We start from the raw sequence: 21,264 nt of genomic DNA, 5'->3' as shown, positions 1-21,264 counted from the left end.
GCACCTACCCTTGCCTCATGGACGACGTATGGACACGGTGACCGACCGCGCGTTCGCGGCGGCTCTCTACAGCGAGGGCGACGCCGGTCTGGACACCGGCGCCTCGCTGCTCGCCGCCGCCCCGGAGGCCGACCGGGAGTTCACGCTGCGCGGCGAGGAGTTCCTGCGCCGGGCCTGGCAGGGCGGCTGGCAGCCGGCCGATGTCGTGCGGCTGGTCCGCCGCGATCTGGCGGAGCCGCACGTCCGGCTGCTGTCGGCCCTGATCGTCTCCGAGCTGCGGGCGTACGACACGCTGCCGCCGCGCTGGCAGTCCCAGATCGATGAACTGGACCCGTCCGCCCGGCACGCCGACCGCTTCTCACAGGCGACCACCGCCCTCGAGCTGTACCGCCTGCTGCTCCGGCTCCCGGCCGTCGAGCCGGTGGGTCCGGCGCCGGGTGCGAGCGCCCTCGTGCCGCCCCCGCACCACGCGGAGCCGCGCACGCTCACCCGGATCCGCGCACTGCTCGCCAAGGCCGAGGCGACGGACTACGCGGCGGAGGCCGAGGCGCTGAGCGCGAAGGCGCAGGAGCTGATGGCGCTGCACAGCATCGACGAGGCCCGGCTGTCCGCGGACGGCCGGCACCATCCCGAGACCCCGGGCGCCTGTCGGATCGGGATCGACGCGCCGTACGAGAACGCGAAGGCCGTCCTGCTGGACGCCGTCGCCACCGCCAACCGCTGCCGCGCCGTCTGGAACGGCGCCTTCGGCTTCTCCACGGTTGTCGGCTTCGAAGCCGACCTCGAGGTCGTCGAGCTGCTGCACACCTCGCTCCTGGTGCAGGGCACCGCGGCGATGACCCGTGCGGAGGCGGCCCAGCGGGCCGGGGGGCGGCGTCGCACGAAGACGTTCCGCCAGTCCTTCCTGATGGCCTACGCGAGTCGCCTCGGCCACCGTCTGGCCGAGACCACCGGGCAGGTGACGGCCGAGGCCGCCGGATCGCTGCTGCCGGTGCTCGCGGCGCGGGACGTGGCGGTGAAGACGGAGGCGGAGCGGATGTTCCCGCGTACGACGGTCAGCCGGGTGCGCGGTGGGTCGGTCGCGGACGAGGCGGGCTGGGTGGACGGGACCGCGGCAGCGGACGCGGCCCGGTGGACGGACGCACGGACGGACGCACGGCGCTAGGACGCTGACGGGACGCCCGGGATCTTCTTTCCGTCGGTCTTCTTGAAGGTGTCCTTGATGCCGCTGTTCCACGACACCGTCAGGGTCTTGCCGTCGGCGGACTCGATGGAGCCCGTGGTGCGGTCGGTGTTCCCGTCGGGGCACTTGAGCGACAGCGTGGCGGTGCCGGTGACCGTGCCCGAACAGACCGTCCCGCCCAGCAGCGCCGCGCTGCGACCCTGAATCACCATCAGGGTGGACTTGCCACCCGTCATGGCGGCCCAACTGCCCTCGACGTCCGCCGCTTTCACCGTTCCCGAGCCGCCGCTGCCGCCGCCGTCATCTCCGCCGGCACCGCCGCTGTCACCGGTGCTGCCGGGACTGCTGTCACTCGACTTTCCGGACGGCGCCGGCGCGGCCCCGGAATCCTTGCTGTCGCTGCCGCTGGAACAACCGGCGATGACCAGGGCTGCCGCCAAACCGGCCACCACGACGCTGGTCGTACGTACGAGCCTGTGCACTTCTCATTCCCCCTGGATCGCTGGATCGCGCTGGATCGAGTGGCGGACCGCTTTTGCTGATTCGAACTGGTCAAGTTAGCAGGGCACCGGATCGGGACCTCCTGCGTCTAACGGAGAAGGGGCGGGACTGCGGCACAGCTGTAGCGGAACGAACACCCCGCGTGCACGTGCATTTGCTCATGCAGCGGCATGTGAACACAGCTATGATCCAGCACAGTTGACAGCTGTACTTCCGCACTTCTTGTACTTCCCGGGAGCGACCTGTGCACCACCCGTACAACGGCATGGCGGCAACAGAGCTTCACGGGGTCGCCTGGCAGAAGAGTGAGCAGAGCAACTCGCAGGGCTCCTGCGTGGAGTTCGCCAGGCTGCCCGGCGGAGAGGTGGCGGTACGCAATTCACGCCACCCCGACGGTCCCGCCCTGGTCTACACCCCGGCCGAGATAGCAGCCATGCTGCACGGCGCCAAGGCCGGGGAGTTCGACCACCTCGTGGCGGACCACGAGACGGCCCACCAGGTCCCCTGAGGGATCTCCCGCAATTCCCGGCGGGACAGCCCTTAGTCGGCGGCCTGCAGACGGAACAGCGCCCACACCACCTTGCCGCGGAGCGTCCCGGCCAGCGGATGCCAGCCCCAGCTGTCGGCGAAGGAATCCACCAGGAAGAGCCCGCGGCCCGATTCGGCGGCGAAGTCACCCGCTGCGCCGGCGCTGGGACTCTGCTGGCTGGGGTCGCGCACCGCACAGACCAGCCGCGAGGTCCACCGCATCAGGTGCAGCCGGACCGGCGCATCCTCGGAACGCGGCGCATCGGCGGGCAGCGCATGCCGCAGCGCGTTGGTGACCAGTTCGGAAACGACCAGCGCGACATCGTCGAAACGTTCCGCGAGACCCCAGCCGGTCAGCGTCGACCTGGTGAAGTGTCTCGCCCCACGGACCGCCTCGAAGCGCGGCGGCAACGCACAGGAAGCAGAGCTGGACACAGCCGCGGGGTCGATGGGGGGAAGCCCCTGCCTTAACGGCTCGAGCATGGTCGATCCATTCATCCCCATGCGAGGCACTCCCGGGATTCGCGGCCGTGGTCGGCGTGCGGTGGTTCGAGAACGCAGGTGCGCGGGGACCATGGTTCCGAATGCGCAGGGCAGATGCAAGGGCAGATGCACGTGCACGCGCCGGACTTGCTCACGAGCGTGCCGTTCTGACTCTTTTCTTCCTTCGGCTGATTTTGTAGCTTTGCTCTTTCCGTAATCGATTGAGTACAGCCTGAAGCGTTTTGGTGGCAGACTGCGCCCCATATCGCGACCGGGGAGGGTTGAAAAGTGTCAGCAGGCGAGTCCTGGGGGTCATCGCAGACGTTGAGCCCCGGGGGAGGTTCCGTTGTTCGGCGCATCTTGCTGGGGTCACAGCTCCGGCGCCTGCGCGAATCACGGGGGATTACCCGCGAAGCGGCCGGCTACTCGATCCGCGCGTCCGAATCCAAGATCAGCCGCATGGAGTTGGGCCGGGTGAGTTTCAAGGCCAGGGATGTCGAGGATCTGCTCACGCTCTACGGAGTGGCCGACGACGCCGAGCGTGGTTCCCTGCTCGGGCTCGCCAAGGAGGCCAACCTGGCGGGCTGGTGGCACAGTTACGGCGATGTCCTGCCGGGCTGGTTCCAGACCTATGTCGGCCTCGAGGGCGCCGCCTCACTCATCCGCGTGTACGAAGTGCAGTTCGTGCACGGCCTGTTGCAGACCGAGGCCTATGCCCACGCGGTGGTCACCCGGGGCAATCCCAGGGCGTCGGCCGCGGACATCGACCGCCGCGTCGCGCTGCGCCTGGAGCGCCAGAAGGTGCTGGTCTCGGAGAGCGCGCCGCAGCTCCACGCGGTACTCGACGAGGCGGCGCTGCGCCGCCCCTACGGTGACCGGTCGGTGATGCGCGGGCAGTTGCAGCACCTGATCGAGATCTCCGAGCAGCCGAACGTCACGCTGCAGGTCATGCCCTTCGACTTCGGCGGGCACGCCGGCGAGAGCGGCGCCTTCACGCTGCTGCGTTTCCCCGAGTCGGACCTGTCCGACCTGGTCTACCTCGAGCAGTTGACAAGCGCGCTGTACCTGGACAAACCCGAAGAGGTGGGCCAGTACGAGCAGGTGATGGGGGAACTCCAGGGGGAGAGCCCCGACGGACCGGGCAGCCGGGACGTCCTCCGTGGTCTCCTCCAACTCACCTGACTCTTCAGTAGGATGACACCACATCAGTGGTCTGCACCCGCAGTAGCAGCACTAGGGGATGACATGTCCTTCTTCACCGAGCTGGCCCACCAGTACATCGACGGCGAGTGGCGGACCGGCAACGGTTCGTGGGACATCATCGACTTCAACCCCTACAACGGGGAGAAGCTGGCCTCGATCACGGTGGCGACGGTCGATGAGGTCGACCAGGCCTACCGTGCCGCCGAACGCGCACAGCAGTCCTGGGGCCTGACCAATCCCTACACGCGCAGGCTGGTCTTCGAGCGGGCGCTGCGTGTCGTCGACGAGCGCCAGGAAGAGATCGTCGGGGCGATCGGTGAGGAACTCGGCGGCACCCGGCTGAAGGCGCAGTACGAAGTACGGCTCGCGATGGAGTTCCTCCGTGAGGCGATACAGCTGGCGCTGCGCCCCGAGGGCCGGATCCTGCCGTCCCCGGTGGACGGCAAGGAGAACCGCGTCTATCGGCTGCCGGTGGGCGTCATCGGCGTCATCAGCCCCTTCAACTTCCCCTTCCTGGTCACCCTGAAGTCGGTCGCACCCGCTCTGGCGCTGGGCAACGCGGTGGTCATCAAGCCGAACCAGAACGCGCCGGTGGTCGGCGGCGGCCTGATCGCCAAGATCTTCGAGGACGCCGGGCTGCCGGCCGGGCTGCTGAACGTCCTGGTCACGGACATCGCGGAGATCGGTGACGCGCTCATCGAGCATCCGGTGCCCCAGGTGATCTCGTTCGCGGGCTCCGACCGGGTCGGCCGTCATGTCGCGGCTGTCGCCGGTAGTCATTTCAAGCGGGCCATCCTGGAACTCAGCGGCAACAGCGCCCTGGTGGTGCTGGACGACGCGGACCTCGACTACGCGGTGGACGCGGCCGTCTTCAGCCGCTTCGTGTACCAGGGACAGGTCTGTACGGCCGCCAACCGGATTCTGGTGGACCGCACCGTCGCGGCGAAGTTCACCGAGAAGTTCACCGAGCGGGTCTCCGCCCTGCGGACCGGCGATCCCACCGACCCGGAGACCGACATCGGTCCGGTGATCAACAGCTTCCAGGCGGAGGCCCTGACCGGTCTGGTGGACCAGGCCGTCGCGGAGGGCGCGACGGCACTCGTCCGTGGCACCACGCGCGGCAATCTGGTCGAGCCCACCATCCTGGCCGGACTGCCGGCCGACTCCCCGCTGCATCAGCAGGAGATCTTCGGTCCCGTGGCACTGCTGATCACCTTCGACGGTGAGGACGACGCCGTGCGGATGGCCAACGACGGCCCGTACGGACTGAGCGGCGCCGTGCACACCGGGAACGTCGAGCGGGGCGTGCGCTTCGCCAAGCGGATCGTCACGGGCATGATGCACGTCAACGACTCGACGATCCAGGACGAGCCGCTGGTGGCGTTCGGCGGAGAGAAGTACTCGGGGCTCGGGCGGCTGAACGGCGACTCGACGGTGGAGGCGTTCACCACCCAGAAGTGGATCTCCATCCAGCACGGGCGCACAGACTTCCCGTTCTGATATCGCGCTGACATGGAGAGATGGCCCCGCCGATCGGCCTTTACACGGCCACTCGGATGGCATTAACTAATACCAGAGCGCAGGAGCTCGGAGAGAAAAAAGAAAGAGATCCTGCGATCTGGGAGAGGTACCCGTAGTGGCCTAGCGGGGACCGTTCACGGTCGGGTTCACGCCCACGCAGGTTCGAATCCTGCCCTCTCCGCTCGATTTCTGGACACAAGCGCCGCAGCCGGGAAACCGGAGGCGGCGCTTCAGTGCTACCCGGCCGTATTTTCCGGTGCGCACTCATTCGACCGGCACCCGCGGAGTGTGATGTACCCCTCCATCAAGCCGATACCCCCCGTACGCTCCGTCACCCTCCACACGTGACAGCGACGGATGCCCTTGCGGAGTGTGCGCGAATTCCTTTGACGTCCCGATTTTGTCGCGCATTCAATCAATCGGATCTTATCCAGGTGAATGGCTCGCAGCGTGTGCCGCGTCCGTCGATGAAGCCCCGGACGGCCGCCTCCAGGTCGGGGAGGTAGTCGGGGACGGCGCCGCGTCGCACGGCCTGCTGGGCGGCGAGCCCGAGGAAGATCTCGGCGATCCGGAGCCACGAGCAGGAGGTGGGAGTGGAGTGCAGTGTCACGCGGGGATTCTTCGCCGGCCGGGCCCCCGCCTCACGGTGCCGGTGGAGGACGTGGCCGTCCACCACGACGTGCAGCCTCATCCGCGGGTGGGCCTTGGCCACCTGCTCGACGAAGGCCGGCATTCCGCTCCCGGCGAGCTGTTCGCCGCAGGCGGCCACGCAACTCCCGTACCCACCTGTCCCCTTCATCCCGGAGGTGCCCCCGCCGGCCTCATCCGCCCCGGCCTCCTCCACTCCCGCCTCATCCACGCAGACGACCACGGCCTTCTCCGACGGGGCCACATACAGGCCGACGACATCGCGGATCCGCGCTTCCAACTCCGGCTCCGTGGGGAACGTGAAGGTCTCCCCCCGGTGCGGCCGGACTCCCCACTTCCGCCAGACCTTGGCGACCGCCGAGAACGACACTCCCAGCTCCCCGCCCAGGACTCGCGACGACCAGTGGTCCACCCCCAGGTGGTCCGGCGGCCTGCCGTCCGCGGCGAGCGTCGCGACCAGCACCTCGACCTCGTCCACGCTTCCGGGCCGGCCCGAGCGCGGAAGGTCGACCAGCGCCCCGATCCCCGCGTTCTCGTAACGCTCGCGCCATTTGATCACCGTGGGGCGAGAGCACCCCAGCCGTGCGGCGATCCGGGTATTCGACGCCCCGTCCGCCGCCAGCAGCAGAATCCGTGCCCGCCGGACCAGGGCAGCCGGCGCCGTCGACATGCGCGTCAACTCCTCCAGACGAGATCGGTCACCTTCTCTGAGCCGTAACGCAGCAGTGTGCATGACCCCATTGTCGGCGAACGGCACCGTAAAGGTAATTCGCGCACGCACGACCGGACTCAGGGAGCCGTGCACAAACTCGAAGAAATGGAGTAGTACAGTCCGTAATTTCCTGCGCCCGCCGTGCCCCATGTCAATGTCGATGTCAGCGGGACGTCATAGTGCGGTCAGGATCGAGCCGTTATGGTGACGGTAGCGATGAAATGGAGCGCCGGACCGACGCCCCTGTCCATCTCGAACTGCATCGATCGTGAAGTCGAGGGCGTACTCAACGGAGTTCTGAAACAGTCACGGGGGAAGAGTGCTACGTTTCAAGGTCCTGGGACCGTTAGAGATCAACACGGCAGACCAGCAGATACAGGTACGGGGGGTGCTCCAGCGGAAGCTGCTCAGGGCACTCCTCATCAGATCGAGCGAGCTCGTACCGAGCGAGGCTCTGATCAACGAACTATGGGGAGAAGAACACCCGGAAAGGGTGGAAAACGCCCTCCAGGCGCACATCAGCCGGATCAGGCACCGGCTCTCCTCGCTGGAGCCCGAGCGGGAGAACCCACGGCTCCGCACGCACATCTCGGGGTACCAGCTGATCGTCTCCGAGGAGGAAGTCGACGCGGTCTGGTTCCTGACCAACCTGGAGCGCATCCGGGCCCGGCTGGACGACGATCTGCCGGCCGCGATCCGGGATCTGCGGGCGATTCTCGAGTCATGGCGCAGCCCGGTCCTCCCGGACGGCGAGGGCGGAACCATCTTCCAGGCCGCGGTGACGCAGTACGAGGAATCCCGGCTGCTGGCCGTCGAGACGCTCTTTGACGCGGAACTGCGAGTGGGCAACCACGCGGGCATCGTGGGAGAGTTGCGCGCCACGCTGGGCCGGGACCGGTTCCACGAGCGGTTCTGGCAGCAGCTCATGACCGCGCTCTACCGGTCGGGCCGGCAGTCCGAGGCCCTCACCGCGTATCAGCAACTGCGCCGTCGGCTCAACGACGAACTGGGCCTGGAACCCTCCCCGTCCACGAGCGCGTTCGAACAGGCCATCCTCGCCCACAACCCTCTGCTGAGCCTGTCGTCCGGCGTCGAGATCGCCACGGCGACCTCGGTCTCCGACCCGTCGGGCCCGCACGGGTGGACATCGGAACGCGAGATGGCCCGCCCCCTCTCGAGGAGCTGATCCTCCGAGCGCTCATCAGCGCATTCGGCCCGGCAGGCCGCGGCGGCACCACCAGGGTGCCCCCGGCCTGCGCCGGCTGTCATGGTACGCAAAGCCGACATCGAGCGATCCGAGGCGGCATGCTCATGGACACCGTCAAGTGGAAACTCAAGGTGCTGGGCCCGATGGAGATCGAAGGGCCTTCCGGAACCCACCACATGCAGAGCGCGGCACAAACGACCCTCCTGGTTCCGCTCATCGTCAACCGGCGCACAGTCGTCTCGGCGTCGACACTGGCGAACGAACTGTGGGGTGACAACCGTCCGAGACGTGCGGGCAACGCTCTGCACGCGCACATCAGCAGGCTTCGCAAGTGCTTCAGAGAAGTGGAACCGGGCCGTTCGAAAGGCCGGCTCAGGTCCGAGCCCACCGGTTATCACCTCGCCGTGGAGGATGAGGAGCTGGACGGCGAGCTGTTCGTCCGCGCCGTGCACGAGGCACAGAACTCCTCCGGTATCTGCCACCCTGCCGAGACCAGTGTGCGTATGCGCCGTGCCTTGTCCGCCTGGCGCGGACCGGTCTTCGGCGGTATCACCGGCGGAACGACCTGCCGGACCGAGGCGGCCCGTTATGAGAGTGCCAAGTTGCGGGCGTACGAGATCCTCTTCGACTCCGAACTCGCCCTGGGCCGACACGCCCTGATCATCGGTGAGCTCAGCGCCCTGGTGGACGGCAGCACACTGCCGCGGGAGCGGCTGTGCGCCGAGCTCATGGTCGCTCTCTACCGGTGCGGTCGCCAGGCGGAGGCGCTCCGGGTCTACCAACGGGTGCGGGCCAGGACCATGGAGGCCGCCGGGTGTCAGCCGTCCGCCGGCCTGCGCAAGTGCGAGCGGGCCATCCTGGAGCACGACCCCGCCCTGGACACCGTGGCCTCCGGCTTCGTGGAGATCTGCTGACCGGGCCACCCCACCGACGGCACGCCGGGCGAGCGGTTCAGGCCGGCCGGTTCGCCGCCTGCCGGAAGACGTCCGCGGTGTGCTCGTCGGCCGGGTGGAAGGTCTCCAGGGACAGCTCGGCGACCGTGATGTCCGTGGAAGCGCCGAAGGTGGTGACCGTACTGAACAAACGCAGCTCGGTACCGAGCGCGCGCACGTGCAGAAGGGTCACCACCTCGTCGAGGTTCTCCGGCTCGCCTTCGACGCCGGGGTAGCCGGACACCTCCTCGTACAGGCGGCGCAGGGCCGGCCGGCCTGAGTGGATGACCTGGCGGTGCAGCCGCCCCAGCATGTGCTGACGGAACTGGCCGGAGTTCACCATCATCCCCGCCAGGCCGTCCGGATGCAGCGTCAGCCGCATCAGGTTGACCGGGGGCTTGCGCAGGTGCTCCGGCAGTTCGCGGGCGAGCAGCCGGGCCCCGCCGTTCATCGTGACGATGTTCTCGTCGGCGTCCAGGGCGAGCGCGGGAAACGGCTCGTGGGCGCTGAAGAGCCGGTCCACCATCGCCCGGATCGCCGTCATCCTGGAGGCGTCGAACGCGGACTCCTCGAAAACCGGCGCGTAACCCGCGGCGACCAGCAAGGTGTTGCGGTTGCGCTCCGGAATCTCCAGATGTTCGGCCAGCCGCAGCAGCAGCGGACGGCTGGGCTGCGCCCGGCCGGTTTCCACGAAGCTGACATGGCGTGCGGAGACCCCCGCCTGCTGGGCCAGCTCGAGCTGGCTCAGCCGGCGGCGGTGCCGCCACTCGCGAAGGAGTGGTCCGACTCCCGTCGGTTGCTCAACTGCTGTGGTCACGACCGTCATGCTAGAGGGCCGAGGTGCTTTCTGAAAGCCTGACAGGGGCCTGCCGGGCGGGTGGGCACGGGGCCGGAGGCGCAGGTCGTGCGGTGCCTCATCGGGAGGCCGCACGCCTGATGTGCCGGACCAGGTCGGAGGTCACGCCGATGGTGTTGTCGATGTCGTTCATGTAGAAGTGGTCGCCGGGAAACTCGGAATTGCCCAGGTAGCTGCTGGTGCGGTCCACCCAGGACGCCATCGCCCCACGCTCCATGAGCTGGTCCGCGTTGCCGCTGTAACTGACGACCGGGCAGCTGACCGCCGCTCCGTCGTCCAGGTAGCTGGCCACCACCGCGAGGTCGGCACGCATGGCCGGGATGATCATCTCGAGCGCCTTCGGATCGCCCATGATCTCGGCCGGCACCGAGCCGAGATCGCGGATCCACCCCTTGAGCTCCTCGATCGGCATGTAGGCCTGCTCCAGGGTCGGGGTCTTGAAGTCCTTGGGCGCCCACCCCGAAACCCCGACGATCACCGGCCCCGGCCGGCCGCTCTTCTCCAGCGCGATGGCAAGGCGGTAGGCCAGCTGCGCGCCCATGCAGTGCCCGAAGAAGGCGTAGGGGCGGTCGTCGAGCTCCTGGACGATGGCGTCCTGGAGGGCCTCGACGAGCGGCTCCATCTCAGTGAACGTTTCCTCGGTGGCACGGTCCTGACGTCCCGGCAGCTGCACGCAGTGGTGTGCGATGTCGGCCGGCAGCAGCTCGGGCCACTCCTTGTAGATGGACGCCCCGCTGCCCGCGTGCGGGAACAGGAAGAGCCGCAGCGCGGTGTCCTGGCCGGCCTCGCTGGGCTGGAACCAAAGGCTCGACGGGGAAGTGTCGCGGTCGGTCATCGCAAGGTTTTCCTCACTGGAAGGGAAGCGGGACGGATCGTGCGGCGTGCACAGGTCAGGCCGGCCGCGTGGCGCGGAGCACGGGTAGAACCTCATCGGCGATCTGCCGGAGGCGGGGACGCGGGTCAAGCGAACCGATACGGATCACCAGATGGCGCGCGCCGGCCTCGACGTACCCGGCCAGCCACTCGGCGCACTCGCCGGGATCGCCCCAGCCGTAGGCCTGCACCGTGTTCATCAGTGCGAGCGAGCGGCCGTAGTAGCCCTGTACGTAACGGTCGAGCGCGGTCTCGGCGCGGCCTCGGTCCGCGTCGACGGCGAGCGTGGCGTACAGGCCCGGAGTGACGGCGTGCGGCGCCCTGCCCTCCTGTGCGGCCAGTTCGGTGATCCGGTCCCAGGCCACTCGGTATGCCTTGGCGTCGGGCAGGAACGGCAGCCAGCCGTCGTAGAGCCGTGCCACCCGGGCGAGCACCCGGGGGGTGTCGCTGCTCGCCAGCCACAGGGGCGGTCCGCCGGGCGTGGCGGGCGGCGGCAGCCGGTCCACGCCGTCGATCTGCCAGTACCGGCCGGTGAAGTCCGCGGGGCCGTCGGCAGCGTCGGACCGCCACGCCTGCCGCCACAGCCGTACGGTCTCGTCCAGTCGGCCGACCCGGCTCTCGAACGGCACCCCCACGGCGGCGAACTCAGCCGCGGACTCGGGCACCGGGAACCCCGCTCCGAGCCCGAGGCTCAGCCGGCCGCCGGTGGTGTGGTCCAGGCTGGCGGCCATGGCCGCGCCGATCAGGGGGTGGCGCAGCGTCGCGGTGAGCGCGGCGGTGCCCAGCCCGATGGTCTGCGTGACGGCGCCCACCGCGGCCAGCACGACCAGCGGATCGAGCCGCGGCCTGGCGGTGAGCGAGTCGCCCGCCCACACCGAGTCGAAGCCCAGGTCCTCCGCCTCGCGGGCGAATTCGAGCAGCGGCGCGATGGTGTAGTCACCGGTCACGGCCATTTCCCTGGTGGGCAGGAGAACGCCGACGCGCAGCGGTGGTGGTGAGGGTTCGACGGGCGGCATCCAGGGCTCCTTCTGGGGGTTCGCTGCTTCGGGGGTGCGGGTGCCGGGCTTCCGCGACCGCCCGGCACGCCCGTCAGGGACGGGACTGCTGATGGCCGTGCCGGTCGCGCAGGATCCGGCGCAGCACCTTGCCCGACGGGTTGCGCGGGAGTTCGTTCACGAAGACGTAGCCGGAGGGAATCTTGTAGTCGGCGATCCGGCCGCGCAGGTGAAGCATCAGCTCGCGGGGAGTGGCCCGGGCGCCGGGGGCGAGCACCACACAGGCCCGCACCGACTCGCCCCACTGCGGGTCAGGGACGCCGATGACCGAGCTCTCGGCCACGGCCGGGTGCTGGTCGAGTGCGCCCTCGACCTCGGCGGGGTAGATGTTCTGCCCGGCCATGATGATGGTGTCGTTGATCCGGTCGCGCAGGAAGAGATAGCCCTGCTCGTCCAGATAGCCGGCGTCGCCCATCAGCAGCCAGCCGTCCACCAGCGTCCGCTCGGTCTCCTCCGGCATGCCCCAGTACCCGATCATCCGGGCCCCGGTCCTGATGCACACCTGCCCGATCTCGCCGGCCGGCAGCGGCCGGCCGTCCCGGTCGACGATCCGCAGCGCGCTTCCGGGGCAGGCCCGTCCCGCGCTGCGGAGCACCGGGCTTCCGGCGTAGTGGTCGGCCGGCGGCAGCATGGTGGCCACGCTGCCGCTCTCGGTGCTGGCATAGACCTGCGCGAACTGGCAGTCCATCACTTCGACGCATGCGTCGAGCAGCGCCTCGGGCATCGGGGCGGCCCCGTAGGCCACCTTGCGCAGCGACCGGAAGGCGGTACGGCGGGACCTCGACTCGGAGAGCATCAGGTGGAGCATCGCCGGTGCTGCGAAGGTGATCGTGACGCCGTACCGCTCCACGAGCCGTACCGCCTCCTCGGCCACGAACATCGGCATGACCACGTTCGGGATGCCGGAGATGAAACTGTGCATGAACCAGGCCATGCCGGCCACGTACGAACCGGGGAAGGAGACCAGGCTGACGTCGTCGGGCAGCCAGTCGAACCAGTCGGCGCCCTCCCGCTCCATGGCCTCGATGAACGAGAAGAAACTGCGGTGGGCGAGCACCACCCCCTTGGGCAGGCCGGTGGTCCCACTGGTGTAGACCTGCAGGACCGCGTCGTCGGTGCCGGTCCCCGGTGCCAGGTCCGCTGTCCCGGCACCGGCCCGCCACCGGGTGAAACCGTCGTCGCCGGCCGGTTCCAGGTCTGCGCGGGCATCCAGGATGACGATGGCTTTCAGCCCTGGCAGCACCTCTGCCACCTGCGAGGCGACCGGCAGGAACTCCGGCTCCACGAAGGCCAGCCGGGCGCCGGAGTCGCGCAGGATGTGGTCGACCTCGACCGCGGACAGCCGCCAGTTGACCGGCACCAGGACGGTGCCGCTCTTGGCGCAGGCGAGCGCGATCTCGAAGTAGAGCGCGCTGTCCTTGCCGAAGTAGGCGACCCGGTCGCCGCGGGTCAGACCGGCCCGCAGCAGCGCGTGCGCGGTCCGGTTGCTCTCCCGGTGCAGCTCGCCGAACGTGGTGCGCCGGTCCTCGTGGATGACGGCCGTCAGGCCGGGGCGGACCGCGGCGTGCAGGGCGGCGGCGGCGTGCAGGGTCGAAGGCGCCGGGTGCGGGGCCGGAGCCCCGGCAGGGGGCGGCGCGGCGGCCTCCGGCTCGTTCAGCATCTCGTTCATGAACTCTCATCCGGTCTCGGGGCGGGTGGCGTTACGGCCGTGGCGAGGACGGTCACGCCGGGGTCGGGACGAGCTGGGTGTCGAGGAACTCGGAGAGCTGTTCGGCGCTCGGGTGGTCGAAGACCACCGAGGCCGGCAACGGCGTCCGGAAGGCCGACTCCAGGGCGTTGCGCAACTCCAGGGCGACCAGCGAGTCCAGGCCCAGCTGGCCGAACTCCACGTCCGAGTCGACGGAGTCCGGGTCCTCGATGTACAGCACGGCTGCCACCTTGACCCGGACGAACTCGTCGATCGCCACAAGGCGTTCGGCACGGGGCCTGCCGCGCAGCGAGTCGATGTCCAGCGCGCGGACCGCCCCCTCCTCCGGCACGTACAGGTAGTCGTACAGCGCGTTGGGGACGGGTTTGGCGGGCACGAAACGTTCCCAGTCGCACTCGCCGGCGCCGATCTGCACCACCGGGCCGCCCAGCAGCGCGGCCAGTGCCCGCATGCCCTTCGCCGGGGGGAAGAACCGGATGCCCTGCTCCAGCCAGGCGTTGACGACCTGCTCGTTGAGCCGGGCGGACATGCCGACCTCCGACCACGGACCCCAGTTGACGCTGAGCGCCGGCAGGCCGCGGGCGGCCCGCCAGTGCATGAGGTGGTCCATGAAGGAGTTGGCAGCGGCGTAGTTCGACTGTGTCGCGCCGCCGAGGACCGCCGCGGCGGACGAATAGCAGACGAAGAAGTCCAGCTCGGGGAAGGACATGGCGGCCTCGTGCAGCAGCCAGGTGCCGTACACCTTGGGACGGAAGACCGTATCGAAGGTCTCCCAGGACTGGGCGGAGACCGCGCCGTCGGCCAGCACGCCGGCCGCGTGGAAGATCCCGCCGAGGGGGTGGGGGGCGGCCAGCAGACCGGCGGTCAGACCGGCCATGTCCTGCGGGTCGCAGATGTCGGCCTTGACACAGGTCACCTCGGCCAGTCCGTCCAGTTCCGCCTTCAGGTGCGCGACGTCGGCGGCCGGGGCTCCGCGCCGGCCGACCAGTGTCAGGTGCCGGGCACCGAGGTCGACCAGTTTGCGGGCGGTGACCAGACCGATCGCGCCGAGGCCACCGGTGATCAGGTAGGTGCGGTCCGGGCGGACCGTGGCTGCCGTCGGGCTCGGGGTGACCTCGCTGGGCGCGAGCCGTCGGACGTACCGCGTGCCACCACGGTAGGCGACCTGGAACTCGTCGCTGCTGCCGCCGCGCAGCTCGTCCAGCAGACGGGCGGCGCCCGTGCCGTCGCCCGGCAGGTCGACCAGGGTCGGCCGGAGCGTCGGCGACTCGTTGAGCAGTACGTGGCCGAACCCCCACAGCGAAGCGGCCGCCAGGTGCTCTCCGGAACCGGCCTCGTCGCCGGGCAGCCACTGTCCGCGCTCGGTGACCAGGTACAGCCGTTGGTCGCGGCCGAAGCCCTCGTCCTCCAGCGCCGCAACCAGCTTCAGCAGGTCGCTGTAGTTCGCCTCGCTCTCGGCTCGCAGCCGGTCCACAGGGGAATCGGCGGCGTCGTTCGCGGCGTCGGGGCGCCAGAACCAGCACAGGTCGGTCGGCCGCCACTCCCGCATGAGCCGTACCGCCTGCTCGACGCTGTCGGCGAAGGAGACCCACGTACCGGCCGGCAGCTCGCCCTCGGCGGGGAAGCGGCCCGGGTCCCCGTGCATCACCAGGACATGCCGCTCACCGGGCTGCTCCTCACCGGCCGCTCCGACGGTGCCGGTGGTGCCGGCGGTGCCGGCGGTGCCGGCGGTGCCGGTGGTGCCGGTGGTTCCGGTAGCCGCGGAGGGGGCACCGCCCACCTCGGCGGCATCGCTCAGCACCTCGGCCGGCTGCTCCACCCACTGCTGCTCGTGGAACCAGTGCCTGCGGGCCGCTGACGGGTCGGCCGAGGGAGCGAACCGCAACCCCAGCACCTCGAACACCGGCTCGTCCCCCTCCAGGGCGAGCAGGTCGGCGGCCGGGCCGCCGTCCGCGTCCGGCCCCGGGCGCAGCAGCACCCGCAGGCTGCCGGACCTGGGCTTGCGGTGGAACCGGAAGGCGTCCGCGCCGGTAGCTACGAGCCGGGGCCCCTCGTCGGTGACGGCCGGCAGCAGCCGCAGCGCGCTCTCCAGCGCGGGCGGTGGCAGGAATTCCAGTGCGTCCGTGGGCAGTCCGGACACCTCACCGACGACCAGACCGGAGCCGTACCGGGCGGCGTGCGCCAGCTTGCGGAACGACCCGCCGTGCTCGGTTCCGGTCGCGGACAGACTGCTGTACAACTCGTCGGAGCCGCGCTCCTCGGCCGGCCTGCCCGACATCCCCTCCAGCGCGGTCAGTTCGTCTGCGGCTGCCCCCAGCGCGGTGGCCCGGGCGTCAGCGGCCCGCGGCGCGGACACGGCGGCCGCAGCGTGCCGGACCTCGCCTTCGCCGGTCAGGGTGACCAGTTCGAGCGCAGCGCCACCGTCAGGAGACAGGACGGCCCGGGTACGAACCTCGGCCGTCTCCTCATCGGCGAGCACCAGCGGTTCCTCGAACACGAGGCCGGTCATCGGGCGGCGTGCCTCACCAAAGACGGTGTCCTGGAGCGCGAGGAACGCCTCGATGTGAGCCGAGACCGGCACGGTGATGCGGCCGCCGACGACGTGGTCGGCCAGGTAGGACAGCCCCTCGGCCGACAGCTGGAGTGCGAACTCCCGTACGCCGGACGCGATCTGCTCCGGTGTACTCACCTCCTGACCGAGCAGCGGGTGCTGGAAGCCGCCGATCCCGCGGGCGCCACGGTGCCGGTTGCCGTCGTTGGGCATCCAGTACCGCTTGCGGTCGAACACATAGTTCGGCAGCGGCACTTTGCGGCCCTCGCGCCCCGCGTGAAAGGCCGTCCACGACACCGCGAGACCCTCGCCGTACATCTGGGCGACCGCGCGCAGGATGGTGGAACTGTCCCGGTCCGACGCGGACAGGCTGCGCAGCCAGCTGTGGTTCTGTACGGCGACGCTCTGCCTGGCCAGCGAGGTCAGTGCCGAGGACGGGCCGATCTCGACGAAGACGTGGTCACCGCGGTGCTCCAGGGCGGTCATGCCGTCCTCGAACAGCACGGGTTCGCTGATGTGCCGGGCCCAGTAGTCGGCGTTGGAGACCACGCCGGGCTTCGCCGGCTCGCCGGTGACGTTGGATATCAGCGTGATCCGCGGCTCCTTGAAGCGGATCGAGGAGATCGCCTCCCGGAAGGCGTCCCCGGCCTCCGTCATCAGAGGTGAGTGGAAGGCGTGCGACACGGTCAGTTGCTTGACCTGGACGCCGCGCTCCTCCAGCAGCCGGGTCACCTCCGCCAGGGACTCCACCCCGCCCGACACGACGCACTGGCGCGGTGAGTTGACCGCGCCGATCGCCAGGTCGGAGTAGTTCTCCACCAGTGGCTGCACCGCCGACACCGGGGCGCTTGCCGCCGCCATACCGCCCGGCGCGGTCACCGACTGCATCAGCTTGGCGCGCACCGCGACCAGTTCGACTGCCTCGTCGAGGGTGAAGACCTCCGCCACGGTGGCGGCGGTCACCTCGCCGATGCTGTGTCCGATCACCGAGTTGGGCCGCACGCCCCACGACATCCACAGCTTCGCGAGGGCGTACTCCAGGGTGAACAGCGCCGGCTGCGTGTAGAGGGTCCGGTGGATGTCCTCGGTGTTCGGGTCGGTGCCCAGGATCATCGCCTTCACCGACCGGTCCAGCAGCGGCTGGAAGAGCCGGTCGCAGGTGTCGACGTACTCGCGGAAGACCGGGAAGCGGTCGTAGAGCGGGGCGCCCATGCCCGGGTACTGCGCGCCCTGACCGCTGAACAGGAAGGACACCTTACGGGCCCGCCGGGAGCGGCTGCGGCCCCCGCCGCGGTCCTGCTCCAGGAATTTGTCCAGCTGGGACCGGAGCTGCTCCCGGTCGCCGACCACGGCCGCCATCCGTACGGTGAAGTGGCTCCGCCCGACGTTGCCGGTGTAACACAGGTCGCCCAGCGCGGTTCCGGGATGCTCGTCGAGGAACTCGGTGTAGCGCTCGACCTGGCGGCGCAGTGACCTCTTGGTGCGGGCGGAGAGCGTGAAGACATGCTCCCGCTCCTGCTCCTGCTCCCGCTCCTGCCCCTGCCCCTGCCCCTGCCCCTGCCCCTGCTGAGGCTCCGCAACGTCGGCGGCCGGAGCCCGCAGCAGTGGTGGCGCCTCCTCCAGTACGGCTGCCGCGATCGTCCCGGCGAAGCCGAAGCTGTTGACCACGGCGCGGCGGGTCGGCGCCTCCCAGGGCTGGACACCGGTGGGCACGGTGACCGGGTAGGCACTCCACGGAATGCGCGGCGACGGCGTGTTGAGGTTCAGGTGGGGGAAGACCACGCCCTCACGGAACTGGAGCAGCGTCTTGATCACGCCGACGATCCCGGACGCGGGTTCCATGTGGCCCAGGTTGGTCTTCACCGAACCGACCACCAGAGGATTCTCCTTGGTGTGCGAGTCGGCGAAGACGTCGTTGATGGCGCCCATCTCGATCGGGTCCCCGAGCGGGGTGCCGGTGCCGTGCGCCTCGACGTAACTGATGTCGGCCGGCTTCAGCCGGGCGTTGGCGAGCGCCGACCGGATGACCCCCTCCTGCGCGATGCCGTTGGGCACGGTGAGCCCCGCGCTGTCGCCGTCCTGGCCGACCGCGGAGCCGCGGACCAGTCCCAGCACGGTGTCGCCGTCGCGTTTGGCGGCCGACAGCCGCTTCAACACGAGGACCCCGCAGCCCTCCGCGCGCACGTAGCCGTCGGCCGCCTCGTCGAAGGTCTTGCACTGGGCGTCCGGCGCGAGCATGTTCGCGTGCGAGAAGGTGACGAAGACCCTCGGATGGTGAATGGCGTTGACGCCGGCCGCCAGCGCGACCTCGCACTCGCCGCGGCGCAGGCCCTCGACCGCGAGGTGCAGTGCGGTCAGTGCCGAGGCGCACGCGGTGTCCACGCTCATGCAGGGACCGTGCAGGCCGAGGAAGTACGACAGCCGGCCGGACAGCGGGAAGGCGGTGGTGCCCGAAGCGAGGTGGCCGTCCAGGTCCTCGTAGGCCAGATCGGTCATCTCCAGGGCGTAGTCCACCGAACTCGCGCCCACATACACCCCGCCGTTGCCGTTGCGCAGTGTGGTGGGGTTGATGTTGGCGCTCTCCAGCGCCTCCCAGGCGGTCTCCAGCAGCAGGCGCTGCTGGGGGTCGACGTACTGGGCCTCCTTGGGCGATATGTTGAAGAACTGGGCGTCGAACTTGTCGACCTGGTCCAGGAATCCCCCGCCGATGGTCTTGATCCGTCCCTGCTCGGTCTCCTCGTCGGCGGCGAACGCCGCGACGTCCCAGCGGTCCTCGGGGACCGGGCCGATCCCGGACCGTCCTTCGCGCAGGAAGTCGGCGAATCCGTCAAGGTCGGTGTTGCCGCCCGGGAAGCGCAGGCCGACGCCCACCACGGCGATCGGTTCGTACTTCTCCAGCAGCAGTTCGCGGATCCGGCCACGCTGCTGCTGGATGGTGTCCAGGGCCGAGCTGAGCCGGTCGTCGCCCGATCCGCTCATCCGGGCGTCCTCGGGTCCGGGGCTCGCTGTCATCACGCTGCTTCCTTTCGCCTCCCGCGGCGGGAGTCCTTGGGTCACGGCCGGTACAGCTCGTCGAGCAGGTCGGTCCACAGCCCCTCGTCCGGGACCGCGCCGGCCTCGGGGCCGTCGGCCGGATCGTCGAAGACGTCCGCCAGGGCCTCCTCCACGAGGTGGTTCATCAGCTTCTCGACGGTGGGGCTGTTGAACAGCCGGTTCGCGCTGATCACGCAGTCCAGCAGCGTCTCCAGACGCTGCCGGACCTCGGTGAGCCGCAGCGAGGTGAGCCCGATGTCGAAGAAGTTGTCCCGCAGCGGAAGTTCCTCCGCTTCCGTCATGAGCAGGGCGGCCTTGAACTCGGCCACGACGACGGCCTCCAGCGCCTCCCGGCGTTCGGAGAGCGGCAGCTCCCGCAGTTGTCCGGTGATCGACGTGCTCTCAGTCATCGCAACCCGTTTCGCTCGGACGCCGAAGACGCATTTTCCGTAGGTATTCAGTGGAAACGAATTCAAGCAACCCGGGCTGACCCGAACCTGACGGCCGCCTGATACGCGGCGGCCGATGCTTGGGCATGCCCGCGCATTACCCGAGAAGTAATTGACCGGCGTGCCGGAGGCTGGCACGTTCGGAGGGTGAAAATCGACCTGGCCATCCCGGATCCCAGCGCGAACACGATTCCCGAGGAGGACGGAAAATGACGGCTGAAGCGACCGCGGCCCCGTCGGTCGACGCGGACCGGTCGGCACCGGGCTCGGCCACGCTGCTGGTGGTCCTGCTGCCGGTCTTCATGGTCTCCCTGGACTTCTTCATCGTGAACGTCGCGGTGCCCTCGATCACGAAGGACCTGCACGCCGGCTCGGCGGCGATCCAGTTCCTGGTGGCGGGGTACGGCCTCGCCTACGCGGTGATGCTGATCACCGGAGGCCGGCTCGGCGACATCGTCGGACGCCGGCGGATGTACGTCATCGGTCTCGTTCTGTTCACGGCGGCCTCGTTGCTGTGCGGCGTCGCGCCCAACTCGGGTTCACTGATCGTCGGCCGCATCCTGCAGGGGCTCGCCGCGGCGCTGATGTCGCCCCAGGCCCTGGCGTTCGTCAACCTCCTGTTCACCGGAGCCGCGAGGGCGAAAGCGTTCGCCTTCTACGGACTCGCGATCGGACTCGGCGGTGTCCTCGGTCAACTGGTCGGTGGCATCCTCATCCAGGCGGACATCGCCGGTCTGGGCTGGCGGTCCTGCTTCCTGATCAACCTGCCGTTCGGGATCGTCGCTCTGGTGGCGCTGCCCAGGCTGGTGGGCGAATCGAAGGCGCCCGGCCGCTCGCGCCTGGACCTGGTGGGTTCGCTGCTGCTGGCCATGGGCCTGACCGCCGTGGTGCTGCCCCTGGTCGAGGGCCGCCAGCAGCACTGGCCGCTGTGGTCATGGGTGCTGCTCGGCGCGGCGGCGCCACTGCTCGCGCTGTTCGCGGTCTACCAGCACCTGATGCAGAAGCGCGGCGGTTCACCGCTGATCACCCTCGCGCTGTTCCGCGAGCGGTCCTTCACCGTGGGCATCCTCACCGAGCTGATCTACTTCTCCTCCTCGGCGTCCTTCTTCCTGATCCTGGCCATCTACCTTCAGCAGGGCTGTGGCCTCGACGCGCTGGAGGCGGGCCTGCTGGCCCTGCCGATCGGGCTCGGCTTCCTGATCAGCTCGATCTACGCCTCGAAGCTGGCCGCCAAGCTCGGCCGTCAGGTGCTGGCGATCGGGGCCGCTGTCCAGATCGTCGGCCTGATCGCACTGCATCTGCTGGTCTCGCACGTCGGCGTCGACGGCCCGCTCGCCGAACTGGCACCGGCCCTGTTCGTCTACGGCGTCGGATCCGGACTGGTGATGGCGCCGCTGGTGTCCGTGGTGCTCTCCCGGGTCTCCCCACAGCACGCGGGCGCCGGCTCGGGCGCGCTGTCCACAGCGCTTCAGGTGGGCAACTCGCTCGGGGTGGCCGTCATCGGCATCATCTTCTACGGCAAGCTCGACCACGCCTCGCCGACCGCGGGCCCCGGCGTCTTCGGCACCGCCTTCAACTCGGCTCTGGTGTGGCTGACGCTCTTCAGCGGGGCCGTGGTGATCCTGGTGCAGTTCCTGCCGGGCAGCCGCGCCGAGCAGTCCACCTGACCGGCAGCCGTTCCTCCCCGTACCGGCTGCGCACCACAACGAGGCGGCCGGCCACCCGATCGGGTCGGAGAGGTGCCCCGATCCGGTGTACGGGGCCCTGAGCAGCAGGAGCACCAGGGTGGCCGCGGTCAGCGTGAGCCAGCCGCGGACGACG

Annotated in this window: 16 protein-coding genes and 1 tRNA gene; 8 read left to right on the top strand and 9 right to left on the bottom strand. The window is 69.5% G+C overall.

Features of this window, described 5'->3' with window-relative positions:
* Positions 1 to 28 precede the first annotated feature (28 nt).
* Complete coding sequence (locus AB0M87_RS29565) at positions 29 to 1,165, top strand: DUF2786 domain-containing protein (protein WP_365858337.1); 1,137 nt, start codon at positions 29 to 31, stop codon at positions 1,163 to 1,165.
* On the opposite strand, the gene AB0M87_RS29560 is transcribed toward AB0M87_RS29565, so the two are convergent.
* Entirely contained in the window at positions 1,162 to 1,665 is a 504-nt protein-coding gene (locus tag AB0M87_RS29560) for a hypothetical protein (protein WP_365858335.1), read from the bottom strand. The two genes, AB0M87_RS29565 and AB0M87_RS29560, sit on opposite strands and share 4 nt — an antisense overlap.
* A gap of 263 nt (positions 1,666 to 1,928) precedes the next feature.
* Between AB0M87_RS29560 and AB0M87_RS29555 the strand changes: the two genes are divergently transcribed.
* Positions 1,929 to 2,192, top strand: coding sequence for a DUF397 domain-containing protein (locus tag AB0M87_RS29555; RefSeq protein ID WP_365858333.1), 264 nt, complete (start codon positions 1,929 to 1,931; stop codon positions 2,190 to 2,192).
* 32 nt (positions 2,193 to 2,224) lie between these two features.
* Here AB0M87_RS29555 and AB0M87_RS29550 read toward each other — a convergent pair whose 3' ends face one another.
* Complete coding sequence (locus AB0M87_RS29550) at positions 2,225 to 2,716, bottom strand: ATP-binding protein (RefSeq protein ID WP_365858331.1); 492 nt, start codon at positions 2,714 to 2,716, stop codon at positions 2,225 to 2,227.
* Between the two features lie 267 nt (positions 2,717 to 2,983).
* On the opposite strand from AB0M87_RS29550, the gene AB0M87_RS29545 reads away from it, so the two are divergent.
* From AB0M87_RS29545 to AB0M87_RS29535, 3 genes are all read left to right on the top strand, one after another.
* Positions 2,984 to 3,877: a helix-turn-helix transcriptional regulator gene (locus AB0M87_RS29545; RefSeq protein WP_365858329.1), complete on the top strand. Its 894-nt coding sequence runs from the start codon at positions 2,984 to 2,986 to the stop codon at positions 3,875 to 3,877.
* A 63-nt stretch (positions 3,878 to 3,940) separates the two neighbouring features.
* Entirely contained in the window at positions 3,941 to 5,398 is a 1,458-nt protein-coding gene (locus tag AB0M87_RS29540; RefSeq protein ID WP_365858327.1) for an aldehyde dehydrogenase family protein, read from the top strand.
* A gap of 121 nt (positions 5,399 to 5,519) precedes the next feature.
* Positions 5,520 to 5,600, top strand: a tRNA-OTHER gene (locus AB0M87_RS29535).
* Between the two features lie 234 nt (positions 5,601 to 5,834).
* On the opposite strand, the gene AB0M87_RS29530 is transcribed toward AB0M87_RS29535, so the two are convergent.
* Positions 5,835 to 6,737, bottom strand: a complete 903-nt coding sequence (locus tag AB0M87_RS29530) for a helix-turn-helix domain-containing protein (RefSeq protein ID WP_365858324.1) — start codon at positions 6,735 to 6,737, stop codon at positions 5,835 to 5,837.
* Positions 6,738 to 7,167: 430 nt separating this feature from the next.
* On the opposite strand from AB0M87_RS29530, the gene AB0M87_RS29525 reads away from it, so the two are divergent.
* Positions 7,168 to 7,965, top strand: coding sequence for an AfsR/SARP family transcriptional regulator (locus tag AB0M87_RS29525; RefSeq protein WP_365858322.1), 798 nt, complete (start codon positions 7,168 to 7,170; stop codon positions 7,963 to 7,965).
* A 125-nt stretch (positions 7,966 to 8,090) separates the two neighbouring features.
* A complete protein-coding gene (locus AB0M87_RS29520) occupies positions 8,091 to 8,900 on the top strand; it encodes an AfsR/SARP family transcriptional regulator (protein ID WP_365858320.1) in 810 nt (269 codons plus the stop codon).
* 37 nt (positions 8,901 to 8,937) lie between these two features.
* Here the strand turns inward: AB0M87_RS29520 and AB0M87_RS29515 are convergent, their stop codons facing one another.
* From AB0M87_RS29515 to AB0M87_RS29490, 6 genes are all read right to left on the bottom strand, one after another.
* Positions 8,938 to 9,735, bottom strand: a complete 798-nt coding sequence (locus tag AB0M87_RS29515) for a helix-turn-helix transcriptional regulator (RefSeq protein WP_365858318.1) — start codon at positions 9,733 to 9,735, stop codon at positions 8,938 to 8,940.
* 97 nt (positions 9,736 to 9,832) lie between these two features.
* Positions 9,833 to 10,609 carry an alpha/beta fold hydrolase gene (locus tag AB0M87_RS29510; protein WP_365858316.1) on the bottom strand — a complete coding sequence of 259 codons (777 nt, stop codon included), beginning with the start codon at positions 10,607 to 10,609 and terminating at the stop codon, positions 9,833 to 9,835.
* Between the two features lie 55 nt (positions 10,610 to 10,664).
* The gene (locus AB0M87_RS29505) at positions 10,665 to 11,663 is read right to left on the bottom strand and encodes an LLM class flavin-dependent oxidoreductase (RefSeq protein ID WP_365858314.1); all 999 of its coding nucleotides are present in this window, start codon (positions 11,661 to 11,663) and stop codon (positions 10,665 to 10,667) included.
* A 73-nt stretch (positions 11,664 to 11,736) separates the two neighbouring features.
* Entirely contained in the window at positions 11,737 to 13,371 is a 1,635-nt protein-coding gene (locus AB0M87_RS29500) for a long-chain-fatty-acid--CoA ligase (protein ID WP_365858312.1), read from the bottom strand.
* A 52-nt stretch (positions 13,372 to 13,423) separates the two neighbouring features.
* Positions 13,424 to 18,973, bottom strand: coding sequence for a type I polyketide synthase (locus AB0M87_RS29495; RefSeq protein WP_365858310.1), 5,550 nt, complete (start codon positions 18,971 to 18,973; stop codon positions 13,424 to 13,426).
* Between the two features lie 41 nt (positions 18,974 to 19,014).
* The gene (locus AB0M87_RS29490; RefSeq protein WP_365858308.1) at positions 19,015 to 19,404 is read right to left on the bottom strand and encodes an acyl carrier protein; all 390 of its coding nucleotides are present in this window, start codon (positions 19,402 to 19,404) and stop codon (positions 19,015 to 19,017) included.
* Between the two features lie 248 nt (positions 19,405 to 19,652).
* On the opposite strand from AB0M87_RS29490, the gene AB0M87_RS29485 reads away from it, so the two are divergent.
* Positions 19,653 to 21,110, top strand: coding sequence for an MFS transporter (locus tag AB0M87_RS29485; protein WP_365858306.1), 1,458 nt, complete (start codon positions 19,653 to 19,655; stop codon positions 21,108 to 21,110).
* Positions 21,111 to 21,264: the final 154 nt, after the last annotated feature.

This window comes from Streptomyces sp. NPDC051320 (genome assembly GCF_040682175.1).
GTDB lineage: Bacteria > Actinomycetota > Actinomycetes > Streptomycetales > Streptomycetaceae > Streptomyces.
Note: the sequence above shows the minus strand (reverse complement) of the source record. Positions and strands in the feature narration are given on the sequence as shown.